15 protein-coding genes, 21 tRNA genes, 3 rRNA genes and 1 riboswitch are annotated in these 22,959 nt (G+C 44.4%); of the genes, 31 read left to right on the top strand and 8 right to left on the bottom strand.

The features are described 5' to 3' along the window. Positions 1–9 precede the first annotated feature (9 nt). A complete protein-coding gene (locus tag MHI11_RS15690) occupies positions 10–489 on the bottom strand; it encodes a DinB family protein (RefSeq protein ID WP_340961473.1) in 480 nt (159 codons plus the stop codon). Positions 490–693: 204 nt separating this feature from the next. Between MHI11_RS15690 and MHI11_RS15685 the strand changes: the two genes are divergently transcribed. Both MHI11_RS15685 and MHI11_RS15680 read left to right on the top strand, forming a co-directional pair. Then, entirely contained in the window at positions 694–1,224 is a 531-nt protein-coding gene (locus MHI11_RS15685) for a hypothetical protein (RefSeq protein WP_065098973.1), read from the top strand. Positions 1,225–1,235: 11 nt separating this feature from the next. Beyond that, positions 1,236–2,783 (top strand): flotillin family protein, encoded by a 1,548-nt coding sequence (locus MHI11_RS15680; protein ID WP_003213366.1) that lies wholly within the window; start codon positions 1,236–1,238, stop codon positions 2,781–2,783. 151 nt (positions 2,784–2,934) lie between these two features. Here the strand turns inward: MHI11_RS15680 and ftsW are convergent, their stop codons facing one another. The 3 genes from ftsW to MHI11_RS15665 are packed head-to-tail and all read right to left on the bottom strand — an operon-like array spanning position 2,935 to position 5,878. After that, entirely contained in the window at positions 2,935–4,068 is a 1,134-nt protein-coding gene (gene ftsW / locus MHI11_RS15675) for a putative lipid II flippase FtsW (RefSeq protein ID WP_445661868.1), read from the bottom strand. Positions 4,069–4,073: 5 nt separating this feature from the next. Continuing rightward, positions 4,074–5,228: a rod shape-determining protein RodA gene (gene rodA / locus MHI11_RS15670; RefSeq protein WP_044140741.1), complete on the bottom strand. Its 1,155-nt coding sequence runs from the start codon at positions 5,226–5,228 to the stop codon at positions 4,074–4,076. A gap of 14 nt (positions 5,229–5,242) precedes the next feature. Further along, on the bottom strand, positions 5,243–5,878 hold the full coding sequence (locus tag MHI11_RS15665) for a helix-turn-helix domain-containing protein (protein WP_044140740.1): 636 nt from the start codon (positions 5,876–5,878) through the stop codon (positions 5,243–5,245). 169 nt (positions 5,879–6,047) lie between these two features. Here MHI11_RS15665 and MHI11_RS15660 point away from each other — a divergent pair, with 169 nt between their 5' ends. Then, positions 6,048–6,602, top strand: a complete 555-nt coding sequence (locus MHI11_RS15660) for a GNAT family N-acetyltransferase (protein WP_044140739.1) — start codon at positions 6,048–6,050, stop codon at positions 6,600–6,602. A gap of 240 nt (positions 6,603–6,842) precedes the next feature. Here MHI11_RS15660 and thiT read toward each other — a convergent pair whose 3' ends face one another. Beyond that, on the bottom strand, positions 6,843–7,418 hold the full coding sequence (thiT, locus tag MHI11_RS15655) for an energy-coupled thiamine transporter ThiT (protein ID WP_044140737.1): 576 nt from the start codon (positions 7,416–7,418) through the stop codon (positions 6,843–6,845). A gap of 98 nt (positions 7,419–7,516) precedes the next feature. After that, positions 7,517–7,618: riboswitch (TPP riboswitch) on the bottom strand. A gap of 391 nt (positions 7,619–8,009) precedes the next feature. Between thiT and MHI11_RS15650 the strand changes: the two genes are divergently transcribed. The 24 genes from MHI11_RS15650 (at position 8,010) to MHI11_RS15535 (ending at position 15,295) form a co-directional block, all read left to right on the top strand. Beyond that, positions 8,010–9,558 (top strand): 16S ribosomal RNA (locus tag MHI11_RS15650). Positions 9,559–9,740: 182 nt separating this feature from the next. Beyond that, positions 9,741–12,671: ribosomal RNA gene (locus MHI11_RS15645) — 23S ribosomal RNA — on the top strand. 61 nt (positions 12,672–12,732) lie between these two features. Beyond that, positions 12,733–12,848: ribosomal RNA gene (gene rrf / locus MHI11_RS15640) — 5S ribosomal RNA — on the top strand. The 16S, 23S and 5S rRNA genes sit together here with 21 tRNA genes alongside, the layout of an rRNA operon. Before the next feature lie 474 nt (positions 12,849–13,322). After that, positions 13,323–13,398: transfer RNA gene (locus MHI11_RS15635), tRNA-Val, on the top strand. Positions 13,399–13,431: 33 nt separating this feature from the next. Then, positions 13,432–13,507 (top strand) — tRNA-Thr (locus MHI11_RS15630). 37 nt (positions 13,508–13,544) lie between these two features. Then, positions 13,545–13,620 (top strand) — tRNA-Lys (locus MHI11_RS15625). 8 nt (positions 13,621–13,628) lie between these two features. Beyond that, positions 13,629–13,711 (top strand) — tRNA-Leu (locus MHI11_RS15620). 30 nt (positions 13,712–13,741) lie between these two features. Next, a tRNA-Gly gene (locus MHI11_RS15615) sits at positions 13,742–13,813 on the top strand. Between the two features lie 12 nt (positions 13,814–13,825). Next, positions 13,826–13,911, top strand: a tRNA-Leu gene (locus tag MHI11_RS15610). An 11-nt stretch (positions 13,912–13,922) separates the two neighbouring features. Beyond that, positions 13,923–13,999 (top strand) — tRNA-Arg (locus MHI11_RS15605). Between the two features lie 7 nt (positions 14,000–14,006). Next, positions 14,007–14,083 (top strand) — tRNA-Pro (locus tag MHI11_RS15600). Positions 14,084–14,091: 8 nt separating this feature from the next. Continuing rightward, a tRNA-Ala gene (locus MHI11_RS15595) sits at positions 14,092–14,164 on the top strand. Between the two features lie 24 nt (positions 14,165–14,188). Then, positions 14,189–14,262, top strand: a tRNA-Met gene (locus tag MHI11_RS15590). 4 nt (positions 14,263–14,266) lie between these two features. Further along, a tRNA-Ile gene (locus MHI11_RS15585) sits at positions 14,267–14,343 on the top strand. Positions 14,344–14,350: 7 nt separating this feature from the next. Then, positions 14,351–14,443, top strand: a tRNA-Ser gene (locus MHI11_RS15580). 23 nt (positions 14,444–14,466) lie between these two features. Beyond that, a tRNA-Met gene (locus MHI11_RS15575) sits at positions 14,467–14,543 on the top strand. Between the two features lie 48 nt (positions 14,544–14,591). After that, positions 14,592–14,668, top strand: a tRNA-Asp gene (locus tag MHI11_RS15570). Positions 14,669–14,686: 18 nt separating this feature from the next. After that, positions 14,687–14,759 (top strand) — tRNA-Phe (locus tag MHI11_RS15565). A gap of 27 nt (positions 14,760–14,786) precedes the next feature. Next, a tRNA-His gene (locus MHI11_RS15560) sits at positions 14,787–14,862 on the top strand. A gap of 11 nt (positions 14,863–14,873) precedes the next feature. Further along, positions 14,874–14,947 (top strand) — tRNA-Gly (locus tag MHI11_RS15555). A gap of 17 nt (positions 14,948–14,964) precedes the next feature. Further along, a tRNA-Ile gene (locus MHI11_RS15550) sits at positions 14,965–15,041 on the top strand. Positions 15,042–15,047: 6 nt separating this feature from the next. Next, positions 15,048–15,122: transfer RNA gene (locus MHI11_RS15545), tRNA-Asn, on the top strand. Positions 15,123–15,125: 3 nt separating this feature from the next. Next, positions 15,126–15,216 (top strand) — tRNA-Ser (locus tag MHI11_RS15540). Positions 15,217–15,223: 7 nt separating this feature from the next. After that, positions 15,224–15,295 (top strand) — tRNA-Glu (locus MHI11_RS15535). Positions 15,296–15,372: 77 nt separating this feature from the next. On the opposite strand, the gene MHI11_RS15530 is transcribed toward MHI11_RS15535, so the two are convergent. The 3 genes from MHI11_RS15530 to MHI11_RS15520 all read right to left on the bottom strand — a co-directional run bounded on the left by MHI11_RS15530 (position 15,373) and on the right by MHI11_RS15520 (position 17,726). Beyond that, complete coding sequence (locus MHI11_RS15530; RefSeq protein WP_034620862.1) at positions 15,373–15,849, bottom strand: TspO/MBR family protein; 477 nt, start codon at positions 15,847–15,849, stop codon at positions 15,373–15,375. 86 nt (positions 15,850–15,935) lie between these two features. Continuing rightward, the gene (locus MHI11_RS15525) at positions 15,936–16,670 is read right to left on the bottom strand and encodes a TraR/DksA C4-type zinc finger protein (protein WP_044142124.1); all 735 of its coding nucleotides are present in this window, start codon (positions 16,668–16,670) and stop codon (positions 15,936–15,938) included. Positions 16,671–16,787: 117 nt separating this feature from the next. Then, entirely contained in the window at positions 16,788–17,726 is a 939-nt protein-coding gene (locus MHI11_RS15520; protein ID WP_044142125.1) for a 1,4-dihydroxy-2-naphthoate polyprenyltransferase, read from the bottom strand. Between the two features lie 381 nt (positions 17,727–18,107). Between MHI11_RS15520 and MHI11_RS15515 the strand changes: the two genes are divergently transcribed. Genes MHI11_RS15515 through menB form a run of 4 tightly spaced genes read left to right on the top strand, consistent with a single transcriptional unit; the run spans position 18,108 to position 22,903 of the window. Next, positions 18,108–19,526: an isochorismate synthase gene (locus tag MHI11_RS15515; RefSeq protein WP_340961467.1), complete on the top strand. Its 1,419-nt coding sequence runs from the start codon at positions 18,108–18,110 to the stop codon at positions 19,524–19,526. Continuing rightward, on the top strand, positions 19,519–21,261 hold the full coding sequence (gene menD, locus MHI11_RS15510) for a 2-succinyl-5-enolpyruvyl-6-hydroxy-3-cyclohexene-1-carboxylic-acid synthase (RefSeq protein WP_340961465.1): 1,743 nt from the start codon (positions 19,519–19,521) through the stop codon (positions 21,259–21,261). Before MHI11_RS15515 ends, menD begins: the two co-directional genes overlap by 8 nt. After that, positions 21,246–22,070, top strand: coding sequence for a 2-succinyl-6-hydroxy-2,4-cyclohexadiene-1-carboxylate synthase (menH, locus tag MHI11_RS15505; RefSeq protein WP_044142128.1), 825 nt, complete (start codon positions 21,246–21,248; stop codon positions 22,068–22,070). The genes menD and menH overlap by 16 nt, the downstream gene beginning before the upstream one ends. Before the next feature lie 14 nt (positions 22,071–22,084). Then, positions 22,085–22,903 (top strand): 1,4-dihydroxy-2-naphthoyl-CoA synthase, encoded by an 819-nt coding sequence (menB, locus tag MHI11_RS15500; protein WP_044142129.1) that lies wholly within the window; start codon positions 22,085–22,087, stop codon positions 22,901–22,903. The last annotated feature ends 56 nt before the right edge of the window (positions 22,904–22,959 follow it).

The raw sequence follows: 22,959 nt of genomic DNA, 5'->3' as shown, positions 1-22,959 counted from the left end.
TTTTATGTCTTAGAGCTGTTCTTTAATTTCTTTGATTTGATGGATATGGCGTTTTTCGTGTGCGCCGATAAAATCAAGATATTGCTTAAGGGATAACTCTTCAAACACAGGGTGTGCAATGACGCGCTTGAAATCATCCTCAGTAAATGTTGATAAAATTTGATTGAGCTGCTCACGTGCTGTATCGAGCTCATCTTTTAAATGTGTAGGTGTCACATGCTTGCGCTCAGGCTCAACAATACTAGGCGCAGTCGCTTTTCTAGAACGATCCTCTGCCATTTCCACCGGCTTTGGCTCATATTCTTTGATCGGTGCTTTTTTTCCCTCAGCAGCTAGATGTGTTGCTGCCACGAGGTCCATCTTCTTTAAATGATCTGCCACCTCTTGAATACTCCAAGTATCATCAGATAATTTTTGATTCAATTGTTCTTCGTTCAAACCTTGTAGCTCTTGCCACAATTCTTGTCTTGCATCATGTAATAAACTCATTTTCATCACCTCAAGATCAAATTTTAACATACTGGTACATGACAATCATTCTTTAGCTATCGGCGAATTCCTGTGAAGAATTGTGAGTAAATTTGAAACCTTTACAAAAGTGGTTCGTATTACCTGTTAGAAGGAATACATTGGAGGTGAGCATGGTCTAAATGAAACAAAGGCTGTTCATTTCATGAAGAAAGGGTGAGGAAGATGGATGTGTTCGGGCTGCCACTTCAGACGCTGTATTTATACATATTGATGATATCAGGAATCCTGACACTTGTTTTCGTCTTTTTCGGCGATGTATTTGATGGATTGTTTGAAGCGATTCCTGTTCCATTCCTTCAACCAACATTAATTCTCGCATTTCTTACCTTTTTCTCGGCTGGAGGGTTTATCTCTGAAAAAACAGCAATTGTAGGGAGTGGACTTGGCGCAGTCTTATCTGCCATCCTCGCAGTGGTTCTTGTGACCTGTTTGAATGTATTTGTCTTAGTCCCGCTTTCCTCTGCTGAAGAATCTCTTTCATATACGGAGGCCGACTTAAAAGGAAGAACTGGGGAGATCATTGTATCTGTTCCAAAAGACGGGTTTGGAGAAGTGCTGTTAATTAGTAATAGCGGGAAAATCTCAAAGCCTGCCGTCAGTTTCGACGAAGAGGAGATTCCATATGGAACTCAGGTACTGGTCGTCGAAGTGAACAAAGGCGTCTTATCAGTTATACCAAATGAAGAAATCTAGGAGGGAATGCTATGCCAGGAACAACCATTTTGATTATCATTGGAATTGTGCTTGTGATTCTGATTGCACTTATTGGTGTATTTGTTTCGAAATACCGGACTGCAGGTCCAGATGAAGCGTTAATCGTCACAGGAAGTTACCTAGGAAGTAAAAATGTCCACGTGGATGAAGGTGGAAACAAGATTAAGATTGTAAGAGGCGGAGGTACCTTTGTACTCCCTGTTTTTCAACAAGCAGAGCCGCTCAGCTTACTATCTAGCAAGCTAGATGTTTCAACACCTGAAGTCTATACTGAACAAGGTGTTCCAGTCATGGCGGACGGAACAGCCATCATTAAAATCGGCGGATCGATTGAAGAAATTGCTACTGCTGCAGAGCAATTTTTAGGTAAAACAAAAGAAGACCGCGAAAACGAAGCGAGAGAAGTTTTAGAAGGACACCTTCGCTCCATTTTAGGGTCAATGACAGTTGAAGAGATTTATAAAAACAGAGAGAAATTTTCTCAAGAAGTACAGCGTGTCGCTTCTCAAGATCTAGCGAAAATGGGTCTTGTCATTGTATCGTTTACCATCAAAGATGTCCGTGATAAAAATGGCTATTTAGAATCACTAGGTAAACCTAGAATTGCCCAAGTGAAACGCGATGCAGATATCGCAACAGCAGAAGCAGATAAAGAAACACGTATCAAACGTGCAGAAGCAGATAAAGATGCGAAGAAATCTGAGCTTGAGCGTGCCACTGAAATCGCTGAAGCAGAAAAGATCAATGAACTGAAAAGAGCAGAATTCAGACGTGAACAAGATACAGCAAAAGCAAGTGCCGACCAAGCGTACGATCTTGAAACAGCACGTAACCGTCAGCACGTAACTGAACAAGAAATGCAAGTGAAAATCATTGAACGTCAGAAGCAAATTGAATTAGAAGAAAAAGAGATCCAGCGTCGTGAGCGTCAATACGATTCTGAAGTGAAAAAGAAAGCGGATGCGGATCGTTATGCGGTTGAGCAGTCAGCTGCGGCGGAAAAAGCGAAACGCCTCGCTGAAGCAGATGCCAAGAAATACAGCATTGAAGCAATGGCAAAAGCAGAAGCTGAGAAAGTCCGAATTGACGGGCTTGCCAAAGCGGAAGCTGATCGTGCGAAAGGGGAAACAGAAGCAGAAGTCATTAGACTGAAAGGACTTGCGGAAGCGGAAGCGAAAGAGAAAATCGCTGAAGCATTCGAACAGTATGGTCAGGCAGCAATCCTTGATATGATTGTGAAAATGCTTCCTGAATATGCGAAGCAAGTCTCTGCACCACTTTCTAACATTGATAAAATTACGGTTGTGGATACGGGAGGTAACGGAGAAGGTAGCGGTGCCAATAAAGTCACTGGCTATGCTACAAACCTCATGTCCAGTCTGCAAGAAAGCCTGAAAGCATCCTCTGGAATTGACGTCAAAGAAATTATTGAGAACTTTTCCGGCAAAGGCAATGTGAAGCAAAGCATTCAGGAACTAACGAATGAAATCAAACAACCAAGAAAAAAAGAGATCGCTGATACTCAAATAGAAGAATAAAATCAATTCAGCGTGATAGAAAACCTTTGAAGTCTAGGAAGAGCAGCTACTTTTGCGGAGCGAATTGAACATTCGTGAGCACCAGCGCGCAGACCTGACAACGAATGCGAGGGTTTGTCTACACGCTGAGACACCTTCCATCAGAAGGTGTCTATTTGGCATGCGCCCGATATGGATTCCTTTTTACATATGAAGAAAGATTTACGAGAATACCAGCAGATATCATCATGAACACTAGGGAGGAGCCGCCATAACTAATGAAAGGAAGCGGAATGCCTGTGATCGGAAGAAGACCAAAGACAGCACCTAAATTAAAGACTGCTTGGAGCATGATTTGAAACGTAAGCCCGATCGTTAACAGTTTTCCAAAAGGGTCATGTAAAGCCTGCACAATTCGCATTGCGCGATACATGATGAATAGATATGCACCTATCACAATCAAAATCCCCATAATGCCCAGCTCTTCACTGATAATGGCCATAATAAAATCCGTATGGGCTTCTGGAAGAAAGCCTAGCTTTTGAATACTCCCGCCTAAGCCATTCCCTGTCAGTCCGCCTGAATTCATTGCGAGATACGAATGAATCAGCTGATAGCCATCTCCATCTTCATACTGAAAAGGATCACGAAAAGAAGTCAGCCGCTTCAAACGGTAAGGTGCTGTCACTGCAAAAAAAGTGATACATGCTAAGGCAGTCGATCCTAGCAAAATAAGATGGCGCGTTTTCAGCCCAGCGCATAATAAAATGATGCCACAGCTTAATAAAATAGACACAGCTGTGCCTAAATCAGGCTGCTTTAAGATTAATAAAAAAACAAGACTTAAAAGGATGAGTGGCGGCAGTACGCCTTTTTTAAAAGATGTAATGTACGCCTGTTTTTTCGCGTACACATAGGCAAAATAGATCACCATCACTAGTTTCACAGCTTCCGAAGGTTGGAGCATAAGAGAGCCCAGCTGAATCCACCGCTGTGAATTGTTTTTGACAACACCAATTCCAGGAATCAGGACTAGGATGAGACATAGCAATGACAGCATGACAAGCCATTTCATCCATTTACGATAAATCTGATAAGGGAAAAGAGCGGCAATGAAAAAAAAGAATCCCCCAATCAGGAGCCATTGCCATTGTTTGATAAAGAAATAGCTGCCCTTCTCATACTTCACTTCTCCTAAAGGATAACTTGCACTGTACACCATCAGTAAACCAAATAAGCAGAGGAACACAATCGTTCCAGCAAGAACGCGGTCAACTTTTTTGAAATGAGATAGAAGAAATGCCATCATCTTCAATTCCAGTTGTCTCCAAACATATAGGATGATGACCTGATATTGACACTAAACACGAGGCCAATGGCGGTCATGTTAGTCAATAGCGCACTGCCTCCATAGCTGATAAAAGGAAGCGCAAGTCCCGTCACAGGCATTAAACCGATTGTCATCCCTACGTTTTGGAAAACTTGAAACACGATCAGCCCAACGACACCTGCACATATGTACAATCCATAAAGCGTATTAGCATGCATAGCCACATGAATGATTCGGTAAATCATCATTAAGTACAAACACATCAAAAGGGAGGCGCCGATAAAACCAAACTCCTCACCAATGACGGCAAAGATAAAATCCGTATGCGCTTCAGGGATATTACCTCCTTGTACTTGATGACCCTGTGTAAAACCGCTACCTGATAATTGACCTGATCCAATGCCGAGCATCGATTGTTTCAGCTGATACCCGTATGTTGAATCAAATTCATCGGGGGAGAGCCAGCCATAAATGCGATCAAGCTGATGTGGCTTAATGATTTTTGTGAAATGCTCAAAGTGTTCGTTGTGTAAGTAGACCAAAAATGAAAGAAGTGCAAGAAAAGAAGCCATTAATGCGGCTATCATTTTGCTGGAAATTCCTGACACAAGCATCAGTGTAAAGGCGATAGATAATATCACGAGCGCTGTCCCTAAATCAGGCTGAATTAAGATGAGGAAAAAAGGGACAACGGTCCAGCAAACGACTTTACTTGTAGGAATGATGCTTTCTTTAAACGAAAATCGCTGATGCTTGTATTGGTTCAAGACAGCCGCTAGCAGCAGGATCACAAAAATTTTCATGAACTCTGATGGCTGAACTTTGATTGAACCGAAGCTGATCCATCTTTGGGATCCGTTTTGACTCGTTCCGAAAAAATGCACAAGAATAATGAGAAAAATACCACCTGTAAATAACCGAAAAGATAAACGCTCAAGAAGTTCATAATCAAAGTATGCAGCAGCGGCCATAAGACCGAAACCGACGATATACCAGAAAATTTGTCTTTTGACGAAATAAAACATATCCTGCGATTCATACTGTCCTGATCCGCTATATACAGCTATCAGGCTGATGACAAATAAACAAATAACAGTGAGTAAAAGTATGAAGTCAATGTTGTACTGTTTTTTCATAGCTTCTTTTCCTGTTACCTATTTGTCAGCTGGTCTATGACGATTTTCACAGCCGCAGCATCATCAATGTAGCCGATCGGAAAAATATAATCTGGTATTAAGTCAACAGGCATAATGAAATAAAGGAGTGTGCCCCCCATCAGCATTAATTCTCGAGAAGTACCTCGTCCGATCATAAATAAGCTGTACATGTCTTTCAAATGCTGAAGGAATGGCCCGGCGCCGTTTACCGCCTCCATCTTTTTCTCAAACTTTGCTGAGATCGTTTCTTTTCCCTCGTTTGTTTGGCTATAGGTCTCATATTCGTTTAGCATTTGTTTCAATTTGGTCTGACTAAATGTACCGTCGTAGACCTCCTCATCTTTCAGTGTTTTTTCGATCTCTACGACCGTTTGTATGAACGTATCACTATGTACCTTTTCGTTTTTGATTGGAAACCCTGAAGCAGCTAATAGTTGATCTAATGATAGGTTCAGAGAATCTGAAAGCCGCTGCAGATGATTCAAAGTTGGTTTTCTTTTTCCATTCATGATTCGAGACAGTGTCGCTTTATCAATTCCTGTGTACGTGCTGAGCTCTCTTAAAGATAGAGAACGTTGTTGCAATCTTTCCTTTAAGAGAGACCCAAACTCAGTTGTTTTAGAATCCATTTTACGCCATCCTTTGTATGATGTATCAACTCTTCTATAAAAGAAGTCGTACCCAATATAAAGGTGTGTTGACAAAATGTCAACGAATATCCTTTATTGATTGAATTTTAGGAAATAGGAATTTATCATAATAAAGATAGGATGAAAACAGTGAGAAGGAGTGGCGCGGATGAAGGTGAGGCATGCTGTACAACAAGATATTCCTAAAATTGCCGAAATACATGTGAAGAGCTGGCAGACGACTTATCAAGGCATTATTAATCAGGATTATTTGGATGGTTTAAATATAGAAGATCGAGAAGAGAGCTGGAGAAGAAGGTCACTTGAAGGGACGTTTGTCGCAGAGGATGCCGAGGGGGTATTTGGTTTTGCTTCTTTTGGAAAACAACGTGATGAGCGCTATCCAACATATGATGGAGAACTTTACGCGATCTATTTATTGCAAGAGAAACAGAGATCAGGAGCAGGTATCGCTTTAATTGCAGAAGGAGTGAGTTATTTAATAGAGAAAGGGTATCAGAATATCATGCTGTGGGTATTTGAACAAAATTCGGCAAAGCATTTTTATCAAAAGCTTCAACCTCATTTTGTCGTTACCAGCCAGTTCGAGCTGGCTGGCGAGAAGCATGATGAAATAGGGTATGGGTGGGAGCTGCCTGTATTAAATGACCATCTACACCGAATTAAATCGTCAGCTTCCAATAATAATGAGAGAAAAAAGTGAAAAGCACAGCTAAAAGCATATAAGAGATAAGAGGAGAAGCTTCTACTTTTCCTTTTATTCCTGCTATTTTTAAAGCTTCATGGAAACCTGCCAAAAAATAAGCAAGACTGAGAATATAGCAGCACAGCATAATGGAGTAAGGGTTCATTGGCGTACCTCCAACATGAAATCTTCTACTATTAATAGATTCCATAGAGCGGCAAATTATGCATAAAAAAATAACCAGCTGAAATCAGCCAGTTATTTTTGGTGAGGAAAAACCAAACGAGATGCACTTGGTATGAGTATGCAAAGAACGATACTGCAAATAATAAATGAAGGAACCATATATGTGCTGTTATAAATTAAAGAGTAAACCCAACCTGGAGTTCCTTTTGGTGCATAATGAGAAAAGAAAACAACACCAGAGATAAAGAACGTCAACAGTCTAAAGAAACTTGCAACAAATACGGATAAGGTAATATAGAAGAATTGCTGCTTTCGCTTTTGATCCTGAATGGCTTTTTTAATCAATCCAGAAAATAGGCCGCTTAGGGAAATGACAACAGATGCGACGAAATAATCGAGAAATCCTTGAACTGGTGTAGCGATAATAGGGCCATTCATCAGCTGAAGGCCTGCAATAAGCACACCAATGATAAACCCGGTTGATATTCCCCATCTAATAGACATAAGAATGACGGGTATCATAATCAGCGCAAGAGATCCGCCGTTCGGCATTCTTAAAAAGAGACCTGATAAGTAATCTAATACTAGTGCAAGTGAAGTCATAATTGCGATTTCCATCAGTCGTACCAATTGATTTGATTGCTGCATAAAAAAATCTCCCTTTTCATGAATTGAGCAAGGAGAGACCGTGTAAGGATGAGTATGTTATTCATAGAAAAACATATCGAGTTGAATACACCACATGTATTCAATTGAATCCACATTCCTACTTCAGTATTAACTGACAGGTTCAAAGGGTCAGAACAACGAATGTTCACTCTCAGCACAAAGCTCCCCCTGCGGTTATTTAGTTTTCTTCTATTATAAATATACTAAAGACCTTCAGGATCAACAATAGAGAATTCCTGTGACAATCAATTTTTGTATGATTATATAGGAAGAGATAAGAAAAAATAAATTATCTAGAAAAAACACTTGTTTCCTCTCTTAAAAGGTGTTATATTTGTATTCGCCGCTAAAACAGTGCGGTTATTAAATAACATAAAGAAAAAAGTTGTTGACTTTATCTTGATAGAATGTTATATTAATAAAGTCGCCTCTGAGAGACGGCGAAGATGATCTTTGAAAACTAAACAAGACAAAACGTACCTGTTAATTCGAGTTTTATAAAAAAATCCTATGAAACATCATAGGTAGTCAGTCAAACGCTGACGAAAAACAAAACTTCGGTTTTGTACTTTTTCGGAGAGTTTGATCCTGGCTCAGGACGAACGCTGGCGGCGTGCCTAATACATGCAAGTCGAGCGAACAGAAGGGAGCTTGCTCCCGGATGTTAGCGGCGGACGGGTGAGTAACACGTGGGTAACCTGCCTGTAAGACTGGGATAACTCCGGGAAACCGGAGCTAATACCGGATAGTTCCTTGAACCGCATGGTTCAAGGATGAAAGACGGTTTCGGCTGTCACTTACAGATGGACCCGCGGCGCATTAGCTAGTTGGTGGGGTAATGGCTCACCAAGGCGACGATGCGTAGCCGACCTGAGAGGGTGATCGGCCACACTGGGACTGAGACACGGCCCAGACTCCTACGGGAGGCAGCAGTAGGGAATCTTCCGCAATGGACGAAAGTCTGACGGAGCAACGCCGCGTGAGTGATGAAGGTTTTCGGATCGTAAAGCTCTGTTGTTAGGGAAGAACAAGTGCGAGAGTAACTGCTCGCACCTTGACGGTACCTAACCAGAAAGCCACGGCTAACTACGTGCCAGCAGCCGCGGTAATACGTAGGTGGCAAGCGTTGTCCGGAATTATTGGGCGTAAAGGGCTCGCAGGCGGTTTCTTAAGTCTGATGTGAAAGCCCCCGGCTCAACCGGGGAGGGTCATTGGAAACTGGGAAACTTGAGTGCAGAAGAGGAGAGTGGAATTCCACGTGTAGCGGTGAAATGCGTAGAGATGTGGAGGAACACCAGTGGCGAAGGCGACTCTCTGGTCTGTAACTGACGCTGAGGAGCGAAAGCGTGGGGAGCGAACAGGATTAGATACCCTGGTAGTCCACGCCGTAAACGATGAGTGCTAAGTGTTAGGGGGTTTCCGCCCCTTAGTGCTGCAGCTAACGCATTAAGCACTCCGCCTGGGGAGTACGGTCGCAAGACTGAAACTCAAAGGAATTGACGGGGGCCCGCACAAGCGGTGGAGCATGTGGTTTAATTCGAAGCAACGCGAAGAACCTTACCAGGTCTTGACATCCTCTGACAACCCTAGAGATAGGGCTTTCCCTTCGGGGACAGAGTGACAGGTGGTGCATGGTTGTCGTCAGCTCGTGTCGTGAGATGTTGGGTTAAGTCCCGCAACGAGCGCAACCCTTGATCTTAGTTGCCAGCATTTAGTTGGGCACTCTAAGGTGACTGCCGGTGACAAACCGGAGGAAGGTGGGGATGACGTCAAATCATCATGCCCCTTATGACCTGGGCTACACACGTGCTACAATGGACAGAACAAAGGGCTGCGAGACCGCAAGGTTTAGCCAATCCCATAAATCTGTTCTCAGTTCGGATCGCAGTCTGCAACTCGACTGCGTGAAGCTGGAATCGCTAGTAATCGCGGATCAGCATGCCGCGGTGAATACGTTCCCGGGCCTTGTACACACCGCCCGTCACACCACGAGAGTTTGTAACACCCGAAGTCGGTGAGGTAACCTTTATGGAGCCAGCCGCCGAAGGTGGGACAGATGATTGGGGTGAAGTCGTAACAAGGTAGCCGTATCGGAAGGTGCGGCTGGATCACCTCCTTTCTAAGGATATATGGAGCAGTGTGCGTTTTCGTCTTGTTTAGTTTTGAAGGATCATTCCTTCAAGACATGTCTCTAGCGAGACAGGATTGTTCTTTGAAAACTAGATAACAATAAGTAATACATTCACATTGAATGCAATGCAAAGTTCATCACACATAGTGATTCTTTCTAAAGTAAGAAATGGTTAAGTTAGAAAGGGCGCACGGTGGATGCCTTGGCACTAGGAGCCGATGAAGGACGGGACGAACACCGATATGCTTCGGGGAGCTGTAAGCAAGCTTTGATCCGGAGATTTCCGAATGGGGAAACCCACTGCTCGTAATGGAGTAGTATCCATACTTGAATACATAGAGTATGAGAAGGCATACCCGGGGAACTGAAACATCTAAGTACCCGGAGGAAGAGAAAGCAAATGCGATTCCCTGAGTAGCGGCGAGCGAAACGGGAACAGCCCAAACCAAGAGGCTTGCCTCTTGGGGTTGTAGGACACTCTATACGGAGTTACAAAGGAACGATATAAGCGAAGAGGTCTGGAAAGGCCCGCCAAAGAAGGTAACAGCCCTGTAACTGAAATGTTGTTCTCTCCAGAGTGGATCCTGAGTACGGCGGAACACGTGAAATTCCGTCGGAATCCGGGAGGACCATCTCCCAAGGCTAAATACTCCCTAGTGACCGATAGTGAACCAGTACCGTGAGGGAAAGGTGAAAAGCACCCCGGAAGGGGAGTGAAATAGATCCTGAAACCGTGTGCCTACAAGTAGTCAGAGCCCGTTAAAGGGTGATGGCGTGCCTTTTGTAGAATGAACCGGCGAGTTACGATCCCGTGCAAGGTTAAGCAGAAGATGCGGAGCCGCAGCGAAAGCGAGTCTGAATAGGGCGCATGAGTACGTGGTCGTAGACCCGAAACCAGGTGATCTACCCATGTCCAGGGTGAAGTTCAGGTAACACTGAATGGAGGCCCGAACCCACGCACGTTGAAAAGTGCGGGGATGAGGTGTGGGTAGGGGTGAAATGCCAATCGAACCTGGAGATAGCTGGTTCTCTCCGAAATAGCTTTAGGGCTAGCCTCAAGGTAAGAGTCTCGGAGGTAGAGCACTGATTGGACTAGGGGCCCCTACCGGGTTACCGAATTCAGTCAAACTCCGAATGCCGATGACTTATCCTTGGGAGTCAGACTGCGAGTGATAAGATCCGTAGTCGAAAGGGAAACAGCCCAGACCGCCAGCTAAGGTCCCAAAGTATACGTTAAGTGGAAAAGGATGTGGAGTTGCTTAGACAACCAGGATGTTGGCTTAGAAGCAGCCACCATTTAAAGAGTGCGTAATAGCTCACTGGTCGAGTGACTCTGCGCCGAAAATGTACCGGGGCTAAACGTATCACCGAAGCTGCGGACTGTTCTTACGAACAGTGGTAGGAGAGCGTTCTAAGTGCTGTGAAGTCAGACCGGAAGGACTGGTGGAGCGCTTAGAAGTGAGAATGCCGGTATGAGTAGCGAAAGACGGGTGAGAATCCCGTCCACCGAATGCCTAAGGTTTCCTGAGGAAGGCTCGTCCGCTCAGGGTTAGTCGGGACCTAAGCCGAGGCCGAAAGGCGTAGGCGATGGACAACAGGTTGATATTCCTGTACCACCTCCTCACCATTTGAGCAATGGGGGGACGCAGGAGGATAGGGTAAGCGCGGTATTGGATATCCGCGTCCAAGCAGTTAGGCTGGGAAATAGGCAAATCCGTTTCCCGTGAAGGCTGAGCTGTGATGGCGAGCGAAATTTAGTAGCGAAGTTCCTGATTCCACACTGCCAAGAAAAGCCTCTAGCGAGGTGAGAGGTGCCCGTACCGCAAACCGACACAGGTAGGCGAGGAGAGAATCCTAAGGTGATCGAGAGAACTCTCGTTAAGGAACTCGGCAAAATGACCCCGTAACTTCGGGAGAAGGGGTGCTTCTTAGGGTGTTAAAGCCCCGAGAAGCCGCAGTGAATAGGCCCAGGCGACTGTTTAGCAAAAACACAGGTCTCTGCGAAGCCGTAAGGCGAAGTATAGGGGCTGACGCCTGCCCGGTGCTGGAAGGTTAAGAGGAGCGCTTAGCGTAAGCGAAGGTGCGAATTGAAGCCCCAGTAAACGGCGGCCGTAACTATAACGGTCCTAAGGTAGCGAAATTCCTTGTCGGGTAAGTTCCGACCCGCACGAAAGGCGCAACGATCTGGGCACTGTCTCAACGAGAGACTCGGTGAAATTATAGTACCTGTGAAGATGCAGGTTACCCGCGACAGGACGGAAAGACCCCGTGGAGCTTTACTGCAGCCTGATATTGAATGTTGGTACAGCTTGTACAGGATAGGTAGGAGCCTTGGAAACCGGAGCGCTAGCTTCGGTGGAGGCATCGGTGGGATACTACCCTGGCTGTATTGACCTTCTAACCCGCTGCCCTTATCGGGCAGGGAGACAGTGTCAGGTGGGCAGTTTGACTGGGGCGGTCGCCTCCTAAAATGTAACGGAGGCGCCCAAAGGTTCCCTCAGAATGGTTGGAAATCATTCGCAGAGTGTAAAGGCACAAGGGAGCTTGACTGCGAGACCTACAAGTCGAGCAGGGACGAAAGTCGGGCTTAGTGATCCGGTGGTTCCGCATGGAAGGGCCATCGCTCAACGGATAAAAGCTACCCCGGGGATAACAGGCTTATCTCCCCCAAGAGTCCACATCGACGGGGAGGTTTGGCACCTCGATGTCGGCTCATCGCATCCTGGGGCTGTAGTCGGTCCCAAGGGTTGGGCTGTTCGCCCATTAAAGCGGTACGCGAGCTGGGTTCAGAACGTCGTGAGACAGTTCGGTCCCTATCCGTCGCGGGCGCAGGAAATTTGAGAGGAGCTGTCCTTAGTACGAGAGGACCGGGATGGACGCACCGCTGGTGTACCAGTTGTTCTGCCAAGGGCATCGCTGGGTAGCTATGTGCGGACGGGATAAGTGCTGAAAGCATCTAAGCATGAAGCCCCCCTCAAGATGAGATTTCCCATTCCGCAAGGAAGTAAGATCCCTGAAAGATGATCAGGTTGATAGGTCTGAGGTGGAAGCGTGGTGACACGTGGAGCTGACAGATACTAATAGATCGAGGACTTAACCTATATTCTAATGTGAAGCTTGAACATTGTTATCTAGTTTTGAGAGAACATTCTCTCCATCAGGTTTGGTGGCGATAGCGAAGAGGTCACACCCGTTCCCATACCGAACACGGAAGTTAAGCTCTTCAGCGCCGATGGTAGTTGGGGGTCTCCCCCTGTGAGAGTAGGACGCCGCCAAGCTTGTATAATGATCAGTTCCATACGGAACTGGTCTTTTTTTGTGCTTCTTGAGAAAATATGCTGTTGGTTGCACTTGTTTGATGAACGTTTGGACACTCTAACTCATTTACAAGCATGTGAAACACATTAAAACAAAAGAGATCGAGCGTTTCAGTTAAACCAGTAGAGAGTTAGATTAATAGATGATAGAAGAGCTCTGTATCGTTATTAGTAGATAATTCTATTTCGGACATACTGTATCTAATGTGAGATGTTAATATTTATAAAGGAATTGCCCGTTTTTAAAGAGAATATAGAGTGGAGAAGTTTAAGTGATGAACGTTAGATCACGCTGTTTGAATAGAGGAAATAACGGTCATTTGTTAAAAGAAATACGTAATGAAAATTGAAATAAAATTTTTTTAATATAGCCTTTACAAATGATGAAAACCTGTATATAATAATCTTTGTCGGATCGAGAGATTCCTACATAGTGGAGGATTAGCTCAGCTGGGAGAGCATCTGCCTTACAAGCAGAGGGTCGGCGGTTCGAGCCCGTCATCCTCCACCATATTTATTCTTACATAATGTTAGGATAGATAAAGCCGGTGTAGCTCAACTGGTAGAGCAACTGACTTGTAATCAGTAGGTTGGGGGTTCAAGTCCTCTTGCCGGCACCACTTTCATATGGTAAGATAGACAAGTCGCTTTTAAAGCGAGCCATTAGCTCAGTTGGTAGAGCATCTGACTTTTAATCAGAGGGTCGAAGGTTCGAGTCCTTCATGGCTCACCATGTTTCATGCGGGTGTGGCGGAATTGGCAGACGCGCTAGACTTAGGATCTAGTGTCTTTATGACGTGGGGGTTCAAGTCCCTTCACCCGCATTGCCAAATAAAATAAAGAAATCCTGTAATGCGGAAGTAGTTCAGTGGTAGAACACCACCTTGCCAAGGTGGGGGTCGCGGGTTCGAATCCCGTCTTCCGCTTATACCATCCACGCCGGGGTGGTGGAATTGGCAGACACACAGGACTTAAAATCCTGCGGTAGGTGACTACCGTGCCGGTTCAAGTCCGGCCCTCGGCATTATACAATAAGCGCCCGTAGCTCAATTGGATAGAGCGTTTGACTACGGATCAAAAGGTTAGGGGTTCGACTCCTCTCGGGCGCGCCATTAAGATCGGGAAGTAGCTCAGCTTGGTAGAGCACTTGGTTTGGGACCAAGGGGTCGCAGGTTCGAATCCTGTCTTCCCGACCATCTTTTATGGGGCCTTAGCTCAGCTGGGAGAGCGCCTGCCTTGCACGCAGGAGGTCAGCGGTTCGATCCCGCTAGGCTCCACTTTTAAAAGATTATTTTGATCATGGCGGTGTAGCTCAGCTGGCTAGAGCGTACGGTTCATACCCGTGAGGTCGGGGGTTCGATCCCCTCCGCCGCTATAAAGGACCTTTAGCTCAGTTGGTTAGAGCAGACGGCTCATAACCGTCCGGTCGTAGGTTCGAGTCCTACAAGGTCCACCATCTATACGGAGGAATACCCAAGTCCGGCTGAAGGGATCGGTCTTGAAAACCGACAGGGGTGTCAAAGCCCGCGGGGGTTCGAATCCCTCTTCCTCCGCCATATTTTTTAAAAACTTATATCATCGCGGGGTGGAGCAGTTCGGTAGCTCGTCGGGCTCATAACCCGAAGGTCGCAGGTTCAAATCCTGCCCCCGCAACCAAATTATTTTATGTACCAATGGGGAGTGCTCATTGAGTACAACCAAAATGGTCCGGTAGTTCAGTTGGTTAGAATGCCTGCCTGTCACGCAGGAGGTCGCGGGTTCGAGTCCCGTCCGGACCGCCATTTTTAAAATGAATACTTGGCTCGGTAGCTCAGTTGGTAGAGCAACGGACTGAAAATCCGTGTGTCGGCGGTTCGATTCCGTCCCGAGCCACTTTTATAAAAAAATATTGATAGTATGGCGGTTGTGGCGAAGTGGTTAACGCACCAGATTGTGGCTCTGGCACTCGTGGGTTCGATTCCCATCAATCGCCCCATACATATTTTTGCGGGTGTAGTTTAGTGGTAAAACCTCAGCCTTCCAAGCTGATGTCGTGGGTTCGATTCCCATCACCCGCTCCATTTGTATATCCGTTCATGGGCCTGTAGCTCAGCTGGTTAGAGCGCACGCCTGATAAGCGTGAGGTCGGTGGTTCGAGTCCACTCAGGCCCACCATGATATTCCGCAGTAGCTCAGTGGTAGAGCTATCGGCTGTTAACCGATCGGTCGTAGGTTCGAGTCCTACCTGCGGAGCCAAATGGAGAAGTACTCAAGTGGCTGAAGAGGCGCCCCTGCTAAGGGTGTAGGTCGCGCGAGCGGCGCGAGGGTTCAAATCCCTCCTTCTCCGCCATTTATCTGGCCCGTTGGTCAAGCGGTTAAGACACCGCCCTTTCACGGCGGTAACACGGGTTCGAATCCCGTACGGGTCATGTTTAAAAGAGATCTTGTCAAAGATCTCTTTTTTATTTTCTTCAAAAAAGAAAGACCGCCATTATAGCGGTCTTTGTTACATGTTCATGGAATAGATCGTATAAGACAAGTATGTTGCAAAGAAGCCCCATAAGACATAAGGAATTAGTAAAATTGGAACGACTTTGCTTAGTTTACGTGAGACGATGACAAGAGCAAGTGCTGTCAGTGCTACAAGCAGGCAGTCGATCGTAGCGGCAAATAGATCTTTTTGTGTAAATTGAAAAAAACTAAAGGCTTGATTAAATACATAATTTAAAAGAAAAAGAATCCAAAATGGTAAAGTGATTTTTTGAAATCCATACTTTCCATAAATGATCGCTGCGGACAGCGAGATGAGAGCAAATAAGACAGCCCACACAGCACCAATTACTCCACCACTCGGTGTCCATTCCGGTTTATTTAATGCATCATACCACTCTCTGTCAATCGGAAACAAGAACCCGGCAATAGAGAATAATGCGTATGTAATAAAGAAGACAACCACTGCCCAAATGATACTTTTTCTAGCCATTAAGAATCTCCTCCAATCAAATTCACTCTTAAAGTGATTTCCCAATTATTACATGATATAAACATAAAGCCCCCAATATGAGGGGACTAATGATTTTCTTTTGTATAAGGTTCTTCTTCGTACGGCTTCAAGTCACCAAATACCGTCATGACGCCTTCTTCGTCTAATGCCTTTTCATAGGCTTCGTGCGCTTTATTTGGATATACCTTACTTGCCTTGCCCTCAATATCAGCAGCTGCAAATCCTTCATAGTCTTCGACATAATCTTCATCTTCTGATTGTGTATACACATCATCGTATGTCAATGGAGGAAATTCCATATCAGACGGCGTATCAGAGTTTCCGTAGCGTTCTACGTCTTGATATGCATCCTCTCCATCATAGGCTGCACTTTCTTCATTTTCGAATTGCCCTGACGGCGGACTTAATAAATCCTCTTCAATCGGACGGTTTTGTGAAACGGTTTGTTCTTTTGAATGCTCTGTGCATGTGACGGCACTAGGTAAGGCTTCTAAGCGTTCCCTTGGGATAGGTGATTTACAGACCTTGCATAGGCCATAAGAGCCGTCTGTGATGGCTTGAAGTGCTTCATTAACGTCTAACAGATGTTCGTGTTCCAAACTGTTTAACGCAATATCCTTCCCGCGTTCGAACAGCTCTGTCCCTTGATCACCTGGGTGATTATCATAGGCTGACAGATCTCCGACCGAATCATAAGGAAATGATACTTTTTGTTCATCGTCATGGCTTTTGGCTTCGAGTTCGTGCTTTTCATCGAGAAGTCGCTGCTTCAAATGATGTAATTCGTCTTTAGACAACAAAGCGATCATCCTTTCATATCAAACATAATGTTAGTATGAGCAATTTTATCTGTAAGACTAGTTCCAATTTGAAGCAATTCCTCATGAAAAAACGCCTGCGGCTGCAGGCGTTCTTTGTTACGCGATATAGTATTGTAAGATCAAAGCGATTGTCAGCAGGAAACCGAAAAATGTATTGGTTTGAGCTGTAGATTTCATGGCATTCATTAATTCAATTGGTTTTTCTTTTTGCCTAAATTCTTTGATAGCTGTATATGCTTTTGGCACACTGAGTAAAACAAGAAGACTCCAAAGGCCGACAATATCTGTGAAGATATAAACAAAAATAAGTACATAAGAGATCAAAAACATGGAAAGTAAAATGTTCACAGCAGCCTTTCGCCCAGCAAGAATAGCAAGTGTTTTTCGTCCATTTTCTTTGTCGCCGTCTAAATCGCGGATATTGTTTGATAGTAAGATGGCACCAACTAAAATAGAAATTGGTAATGAGACGAGAACAGCTTTAGACGTTAGTGTGCCTGTTTGAATATAGAAACTGATCAGGATGATTCCTAGTCCCATAAAAGCACCTGACACAAGTTCTCCAAACGGTGTATATGCAATAGGAACAGGACCGCCTGTATAGAAATAGCCTGCTGCCATACAAATGAGTCCTATCAGTGCAATCCACCAGCTAGACATCATGCAAATATACACTCCTAGTAGTAAAGAAAGCGCAAATAGTGCATAAGCAAGGCCGAGAACGGTTTTAGGCTTCACGCCATTTCTGACAATGGCACCGCCGATGCCGACAGATTTCTCATTGTCCAATCCGCGAACATAATCAAAGTACTCATTAAACATGTTCGTTGCGATTTGGATAAACATAGATGCAAACAGCATAGCTAAAAATAGCCCAACATGTATTTGACCACTTGGAAGTGCTAGAACAGTTCCTAAAGTAACGGGAATAAATGCTGCTGTTAATGTATGCGGTCGTAGTAAATTCCACCAAATCCGCCAGTTCTTATCAGGCTTAATCGGTGAAAGTTGATCTGATATCGATTGATGCTGCATAAAATATACTCCTTTAAATAAAAAAATACGTACACGTCCAAATTCCAGTTTAGCAAAGTTCAAAAAGGTGTCAATATATTGATGCGATGAAACCTGAAAAAGATGTTTGCTAATCGTTGCCATATCGAGAGAAAGCTTGATCTTAGAACAAGACTTTCCATTTTTCTTATAGATGCTCTCGTTTCAAGAAGCAGAGCGAAAAAATCTAGAAAGCGTGATATAATAAGGATTCGAGGTTTTAAAAGCTGTTTTCTTTACTAAGTTCATCTGTTAAGGTTTATAATAGAAAAGCAGGTCATTCGACATACTCGAATGTTCACGTATTTTTTCATTATGGTTTTATTTTTTTATGTTATTTCATGGATTTTGGAGGAATGTATCATGGTGACAACAGTGCAAAGTACTTTCCGGCAGGAAGCGCTTGCGACATTAGAAGAAGCGAATAACGTCAACCATGCTGTTTTGATAAGCTACTCCAGAAGAGTTGACGATCTGGATCCTCTTGCCTTTTTCCAAAGCGGCGAAGCGGATTTTTTAGGCGAGCGGTTTTTTTGGTCTGATCCAGAAAGCCAAATGATATTTTCTGGACTTGGCAGAGCGGCCGTTATTAAATCATCTGAGCAAGGCAAGGAACGATTTGATACAGTTCATCAAGAATGGGAACAGCTGAAGCAGCACATGTTCCATTTTCATGATGAGAAGGAGTTAAGGCAAGCGGCTGTTGGTCCGCTTTTATTTGGAGGATTCTCATTTGATCCGTATGAAGAGAAGGCGCGTCACTGGGAAGCTTTTGGCGAGGCTCATTTTTTTGTGCCATCGATGATGCTCACTGTCTCGAAAGAAGGCACGTTTCTTACGATCAATGAATGGAAGCAGGTGGACGGTAATGTTCATCAGCTCATTCAAGAATTAGAACAAAAAGCCTCTCATTACGAAACATTACCGCTCAGACATGGTGGACAAGCTGAACTTGTTCATATGGAAGAACGAGATGTGAAGGAATGGATGAAGGCGATCCAAGAAGCGACAGACCACATTCGTGCAAACGAATATGAAAAAGTTGTTTTAGCAAGAGAAGTCTTGCTTCACTATAAAAATCAAATTGAACTCGCTCCACTGTTATCAGAATTATTAAAGCATCAAACAACGAGTTATGTATTTGCGGTTGAACAGGGGAGACAAGCATTTGTCGGAGCTACGCCGGAACGCTTAGTGAAAAAAAGCGGCGGAGAGGTCTTTTCATCTTGTTTAGCAGGTTCGATTGTTCGTGGAAAAGATGAAGAGGAAGATCGAGCATTAGGCGAGGAACTGCTGCATGATGAGAAGAATTTGATTGAACATCAAATTGTTGTCAATATGATTGAGCAAGCATTTGAGGCCAATTGCCTTCGCGTGCATAAACCAAATCAACCTAGTCTTTATAAAACAAAAAACATTCAGCATTTGTTTACACCGATTGTAGGAGAAATTAAAAACAGCTGTTCCCTCTTTTCGTTAATTGAACAGCTCCATCCGACGCCAGCATTAGGCGGATATCCGAAGGAAAAGGCGGTTGAGGTCATTCGTGAAATCGAACCGTTGAAACGTGGCTGGTACGCAGCGCCGGTAGGGTGGATTGACTCTCAGGATAATGGAGAATTTGCTGTCGCCATTCGGTCAGGTCTTATTGAGGAAGACCATGTTCGTTTGTTCGCTGGCTGCGGCATTGTAGAGGATTCCCTTGCAAAGCAAGAGTACGAGGAAACGCAAGTGAAATTAAGACCAATGCTATCTGCCCTTGGAGGTCGTCCTATTGAATAATCAAATCATGACAACATATATTGGCAGATTGATGGATGAATTTGTCCAAGGTGGCGTACAAGAGGCAGTTGTCTGTCCAGGTTCTCGTTCGACCCCGCTTGCAATGCTGGCTCTAGCCCACCAAGACATCAATGTCCATGTATTAGTGGATGAACGGTCTGCTTCTTTTTATGCGCTTGGTCTTGCAAAAGCAAGTCAAACACCAGTGCTGCTTATTTGTACGTCAGGTACAGCAGCAGCTAACTTTTACCCAGCCATTGTAGAGGCACATTATTCCCGTGTCCCACTTATTGTTTTAACTGCTGATCGACCGCACGAATTGAGGGAAGTTGGGGCACCTCAAGCGATTGATCAGCAATTCTTATTCGGTAAGTTTGTTAAATGGTTCACAGACTTAGCATTGCCAGAAGAAAATCAGACGATGTTACGCTATGTTCAGACGGCTGCGGCAAGAGCAAATCATATGTCGATGCAAGAGCCGAAGGGACCTGTACAAATCAATGTCCCTCTGAGAGAACCATTGCTTCCTGATTTGTCTATTGATCCTTTCGAGCGAGAAGAAACAGACCGGAAAAAAGTATTAGCTACAGGACAGGCTTTCCCAAATGACGATGCGATATCTGAAATTGTGACGGTTATGAGCCGTTCCAAAAAGGGACTGATTGTGTGTGGCGAGCTTCATACGGAGGAAGAGAAAGAGGCAGTATTACGTCTTTCAAAAGCCTTGAATATACCGATTTTAGCGGACCCGCTGTCTCATTTGCGAAATGGTCATGAGCATGCAGATCTTATTATTGATGCGTATGATTCTTTATTGAAAGATGAAGCATTGCAGCAGCACCTATTGCCGGATATGGTTATTCGTTTTGGACCGATGCCTGTGTCTAAGCCTTTATTCAAGTGGCTGGAAAAACATGCAGAAGTGAATCAGATTGTTGTTGATGCTGCCGGAGGTTTTCGAGATCCTGGGCTGAGTGCTTCATATGTCATTGAAAGTGATGTGGCAACTTTTGTAGATGAAGTAGTTAATAGAGCGGATCAACGTGAGGATACAAGTTTTCTAAAGCGCTGGCAGGATGCAAATTCATCATTCAGAACGCATGCTTCTCATTATTCTGATGAGGATCTGTCATTTGAGGGGAATGTGTACCGTCAGCTTCAGCATCTTTTGCCGAAGGAGAGTGTCCTGTTTATCGGGAATAGTATGCCGATTCGTGATGTGGATACATTTTTTGAAGCGCAATCGAAGCCTTTTCGAATGATGGCGAATCGAGGAGCAAATGGTATTGATGGTGTTGTGTCTACAGCACTTGGCACGTATGCAGCTTTGAAACAGCCGGTCACCTTAGTGATTGGAGATTTATCATTTTACCATGATATGAATGGTCTCCTTGCAGCGAAGTTGATGGACATTCCACTGACGGTTGTGTTGTTAAACAATGATGGAGGAGGCATCTTTTCTTTCCTTCCGCAGGCGTCTGAGGAACCGTATTATGAAAAACTCTTTGGTACACCGACTGGACTGAATTTTGAGTATGCTTCGAAGTTGTATGGGGGAACCTATGCGAAACCGTCAACGAAACAAGAATTACATGATGTCTACAAGGCGCATATAGAAGAGCCTGGACTTCATTTAATTGAAATTGAAACAGATCGGCATTCTCGTGCAAGCAAGCATCGTCAAATGATGGATGACATATTGGAAGAAGTGAAAAAAGAATGTCTTCTTTCATAATACGGATGCGTGATGGTGTGGCGTACGAGGTGGTGGATCAGAATCCATCAGGTGAGAATGCCACGCTATGCTTACACGGTTTCACTGGAAGTGCGGCTTCTTGGACATTCTTGAATGCTTATATGGAAAATACAAGATTGATTCAAGTCAGCCTGCTTGGACATGGCCGCACGGACTCACCAGAAAGTATAAGAAGATATGCGATGTCGCATCAACTAGCAGATCTTGCAGAGATTTTAAACCAATTAAAGCTTCACAAAGTGAATATTCTCGGATATTCTATGGGAGGACGTATTGCTTTATCATTTGCCTCTCGTTATTCAGAGCGAGTCAACAAGTTGATTCTAGAGAGTACCTCTCCAGGGCTTCGCACGTTTAAAGAGCGGATGGCAAGACTCAAACATGATCATCAGCTGGCTCAGAAAATGAGACATGAAGGTTTAGTGAAGTTTGTGGATTTTTGGGAGAGTATCCCACTGTTTGCTTCGCAGAAAACTTTATCAGCTGACACGCAGGCTCAACTACGAGAGGAAAGGCTAAAAGCCAATCCACTTGGACTGGCTCGCAGTTTAGAAGGCATAGGAACAGGTTCGCAGCCCTCTGTTTGGAAGGCTTTAAAGCATATGAATTTACCTGTTTTGTTGATTTGTGGAGCGCTTGATGAAAAGTTCTGCAATATCGCCACACGTATGCAGCAGGAGCTTGAAGGCAGTCAATTTATATTAGCTGAGCAGGCTGGGCATACAGTTCATGTGGAACAACCACATTTTTTTGGTAAAATAGTTAGTGAGTTTATTACCCAAGGTTAGAGGAGGAACTATTGATGGCTATTGAATGGCAAACTGAGCGTCAATATGACGAAATTTTATATGAAACGTACAATGGGATTGCAAAGATCACGATTAATCGTCCACATGTACATAACGCGTTTACACCAAAGACTGTGAGTGAATTGATTGATGCATTTTCACGTGCTCGTGATAATTCAAATGTTGGTGTGATCGTACTTGCAGGTGCTGGCGGCAAAGCATTCTGTTCTGGTGGAGATCAAAAAGTACGCGGTCATGGCGGTTATGTAGGAGACGATCAAATTCCGCGTCTAAATGTATTGGACTTACAGCGTTTGATTCGTGTCATTCCAAAACCTGTTGTTGCGATGGTTGCTGGTTATGCAATCGGCGGCGGGCACGTTCTTCATATTGTATGTGACCTGACAATTGCAGCAGATAATGCGATTTTTGGACAAACTGGTCCAAAAGTAGGCAGCTTTGATGCTGGTTATGGTTCAGGCTACCTTGCACGTATTGTTGGTCATAAGAAAGCGAGAGAAATCTGGTACTTATGCCGTCAATACAATGCACAAGAAGCGCTTGATATGGGACTTGTTAATACTGTTGTACCATTAGAGCAGCTTGAAGAGGAAACAGTGAAGTGGTGCGAGGAGATGCTAGAAAAGAGCCCGACTGCTTTACGATTCTTGAAGGCTGCATTTAATGCAGATACGGATGGATTAGCTGGAATTCAACAATTTGCAGGAGATGCGACACTTCTTTATTACACAACAGATGAAGCAAAAGAAGGACGCGATTCCTTTAAGGAAAAACGCAAGCCAGACTTCGGTCAGTTCCCGCGTTTCCCTTGATTCAATCATACCGATGAAAAACAGCTTAGTGCATCAGACTAAGCTGTTTTCTTTTA

The organism is Bacillus sp. FSL K6-3312, from assembly GCF_038007485.1.
GTDB lineage: Bacteria > Bacillota > Bacilli > Bacillales > Bacillaceae > Bacillus > Bacillus pumilus.
Note: the sequence above shows the minus strand (reverse complement) of the source record. Positions and strands in the feature narration are given on the sequence as shown.

What these genes read in the sequence shown, in the direction of transcription:
- MHI11_RS15690 (WP_340961473.1), bottom strand. Translation starts at nt 489, where the DNA reads ATGAGTTTATTACATGATGCAAGACAAGAATTGTGGCAAGAGCTACAA.
- MHI11_RS15685 (WP_065098973.1), top strand. Translation starts at nt 694, where the DNA reads ATGGATGTGTTCGGGCTGCCACTTCAGACGCTGTATTTATACATATTG.
- MHI11_RS15680 (WP_003213366.1), top strand. Translation starts at nt 1,236, where the DNA reads ATGCCAGGAACAACCATTTTGATTATCATTGGAATTGTGCTTGTGATT.
- ftsW (WP_445661868.1), bottom strand. Translation starts at nt 4,068, where the DNA reads ATGGCATTTCTTCTATCTCATTTCAAAAAAGTTGACCGCGTTCTTGCT.
- rodA (WP_044140741.1), bottom strand. Translation starts at nt 5,228, where the DNA reads ATGAAAAAACAGTACAACATTGACTTCATACTTTTACTCACTGTTATT.
- MHI11_RS15665 (WP_044140740.1), bottom strand. Translation starts at nt 5,878, where the DNA reads ATGGATTCTAAAACAACTGAGTTTGGGTCTCTCTTAAAGGAAAGATTG.
- MHI11_RS15660 (WP_044140739.1), top strand. Translation starts at nt 6,048, where the DNA reads ATGAAGGTGAGGCATGCTGTACAACAAGATATTCCTAAAATTGCCGAA.
- thiT (WP_044140737.1), bottom strand. Translation starts at nt 7,418, where the DNA reads ATGCAGCAATCAAATCAATTGGTACGACTGATGGAAATCGCAATTATG.
- MHI11_RS15530 (WP_034620862.1), bottom strand. Translation starts at nt 15,849, where the DNA reads ATGGCTAGAAAAAGTATCATTTGGGCAGTGGTTGTCTTCTTTATTACA.
- MHI11_RS15520 (WP_044142125.1), bottom strand. Translation starts at nt 17,726, where the DNA reads ATGCAGCATCAATCGATATCAGATCAACTTTCACCGATTAAGCCTGAT.
- MHI11_RS15515 (WP_340961467.1), top strand. Translation starts at nt 18,108, where the DNA reads ATGGTGACAACAGTGCAAAGTACTTTCCGGCAGGAAGCGCTTGCGACA.
- menH (WP_044142128.1), top strand. Translation starts at nt 21,246, where the DNA reads ATGTCTTCTTTCATAATACGGATGCGTGATGGTGTGGCGTACGAGGTG.
- menB (WP_044142129.1), top strand. Translation starts at nt 22,085, where the DNA reads ATGGCTATTGAATGGCAAACTGAGCGTCAATATGACGAAATTTTATAT.